The sequence below is a fragment of the Bacillus cereus group sp. N31 genome (genome assembly GCF_016483245.1).
In the GTDB taxonomy this organism is placed as follows: domain Bacteria; phylum Bacillota; class Bacilli; order Bacillales; family Bacillaceae_G; genus Bacillus_A; species Bacillus_A toyonensis.
Window position 1 is genome coordinate 1 of record NZ_JAEHCH010000062.1, and the last position, 2,438, is coordinate 2,438.

A 2,438-nucleotide genomic window follows, 5' to 3' on the forward strand; every position below is an offset into this window, starting at 1 on the left:
CATTTGCGACTCCCTTATGTTAACATTTTCGTTAATTGATGTCAACTAAGTTTTTTATTTCGTTTGTCGCTTTCGACATTGTTGTCATCGGCGACTTGTTCTATATTACACTCCATTTATACAATCGTCAATACGTTTTTTAAAAAACTTTATATTTTATAAATTTCATTTACATATTTCTTCTATAGTTATATACAAGCAACCCATAAAACTCTCTATGGGTTGCTATCCAATAATAAAGACTATTGTTCTTTTGACGGCACTGAACAACTTCCATCAGTACAAGAAAGATCACTTCCACCATCTGCTGAAAGTTCCTGTAACTTCGGTGCAGGATTCTCTTCTTCCCAAACTTGCTGAAGTGCACCAACAAAAGTTTCAAGTGGTTGCGCACCTGAAATAGCATACTTCTGATTAATAATAAAATAAGGTACTCCCGAAATTTGATATTGCTGAGCAACCGCCTCATCAATTCTAACATCATTGGCATACGCATTTTTATCATTAATAACATGTAAAGCTTCTTGCTTATCTAAACCTGAAGCTTCAGCGATAGTAGCTAGCGTATCCACATCACTCAAGTTCTTTGATTCAGTAAAATATGCAAAAAGAAGATTTTCTGTAATCTCCTTTTCCTTCCCTTGATCCTTCGCAAACTTCGCTAGACGATGCGCATCAAAAGTGTTCGTTGGCTTCATCTCATCAAAATTAAAACTTAAACCCATACTAGCTGCATGATTTCCTAGTTGTATATTATTACGCTTAGCTTCTTCAATACTAATCCCATACTTTGATGCAAGCACTTCATTAATACTCGTTCCAGAGTAAACGGGAGTATTCCGATCTAGCTCAAAACTTTTAAACTCAACTTCAACATCCTTCTTATGCGGAAATTGCTCTAAAGCCATCTCTAATCTACGCTTCCCAATATAGCAAAATGGACATACAAAATCTGACCATACTTCAATTTTCATATTAACACCTCTTTAAAACTTAGTTTTCAATCATTGTAGCACTGAGATTAAGGAATTCAAAAGTTTTTGCTCTATTTCCTTCTATAATACATACAAAAATATACTTATAGCAGAATACCTAATTAGAAAAAAACGATAATCAAAAGGGCAGACTATTCCCCTCCGATTATCGTCTATAAAAATGAAACAACTTTAATTATGCCGGAATATACTTCTCTACGAATTTCCATACAGTATTCCAATATTTATTTGAATCTACTTTCTCCGCTTCCCCATGCCCCGCACCTGGAACAATTAACTTCTCTTTTTCTACTTTTGCAGCATTATACACCTGATCTAGCATTTCAAAAGGAACAAATGTATCAGCATTCCCATGGATAAATAGCATAGGGGTTTTACTTTTCTCTACTTGTTTCACAGCTGAAGCCTCTTCTAAATCATATCCCGCCCTCAATTTAGTAACTGTATTGGCCGCATTCATAACAGGAAACTTCGGTAAGTGGAATAAATCTTTTAGTTGATACGTAAATTCATCAATAACAGTTGAGTATCCGCAATCTTCAATAATAACTTTAACGTTTGAAGGTAAATCTTCGCCTGAAGTCATCATTACAGTTGCTCCACCCATAGAAATACCATATAGAGCTATTTCAGCATTAGGATCTTTCTTTAAAATTTGTTGAATCCACAGTAGGACATCTTTACGATCATGCCAGCCCATACCAACATAATCCCCTTCACTATTTCCATGTCCACGAAGGTCTGGTGCTATGACATTATAGCCTCGTTCATAAAAGTTCCGAATATATTTCGTCATTTCTGATGCTCTGCCATTATATCCATGAACTACAATTGCCCATTTATGGCTAGATGATTCATTCATATATTCATAACCTTTTAAATTCAGCTTATCGAAAGAACGTATAGTTAATGTGTTCGGTTTATATTTCGATACAAAATCCGCATTCTTTTTTTCATTCGTAGCCAATACATCTCCCGATGCATTCACTGTTTCCGCCAAATGAGGGTTATCTTGTAAAAATTCTTTTTCTTGTTTCGCATTCAATGCGTAGTTATAAAAATAATTCCCAACTAACATATACGCGATTGTTAGAAGCACTAAAACTACCATAGTAATCATACCTATCTTTTTCATATTATCTCCTTTTTCCAAATTAAATCTCTTATGTTAACGTACCTCAAAAACAACTGTACTATTTTAACATACCGGTGAATCTTATCTATAAGAAATAAAATAGAAAATCTTAAATTACATATTAAAAATCACGAAAGAAACAGAATAGAACTTATATAGATATGTAACCAAAAATCTTAAAAGAATAGGGAGTTCTTTAAAATCCAGGTAGTATTTAGCATTGAAAAGAAGTTATAAAACACAAAAAAGACGAGTCATTCTGACTCGTCTTAAGCTTGCTTGGCGACGTCCTACTCTCACAGGGACAA

Annotated in this window: 2 protein-coding genes; both read right to left on the bottom strand. The window is 34.1% G+C overall.

The window, feature by feature from the left end; all coding sequences use genetic code 11:
- Window positions 1-242: 242 nt before the first annotated feature.
- The gene (locus JDS81_RS29710; protein WP_097955145.1) at window positions 243-974 is read right to left on the bottom strand and encodes a DsbA family oxidoreductase; all 732 of its coding nucleotides are present in this window, start codon (window positions 972-974) and stop codon (window positions 243-245) included.
- A gap of 196 nt (window positions 975-1,170) precedes the next feature.
- On the bottom strand, window positions 1,171-2,130 hold the full coding sequence (locus tag JDS81_RS29715; protein ID WP_097955146.1) for an alpha/beta hydrolase: 960 nt from the start codon (window positions 2,128-2,130) through the stop codon (window positions 1,171-1,173).
- Between the last annotated feature and the right edge of the window lie 308 nt (window positions 2,131-2,438).

Excerpts from the sequence above, each read along its gene's own strand:
- JDS81_RS29710 (WP_097955145.1), bottom strand. The coding sequence starts at position 974 with ATGAAAATTGAAGTATGGTCAGATTTTGTATGTCCATTTTGCTATATT.
- JDS81_RS29715 (WP_097955146.1), bottom strand. The coding sequence starts at position 2,130 with ATGAAAAAGATAGGTATGATTACTATGGTAGTTTTAGTGCTTCTAACA.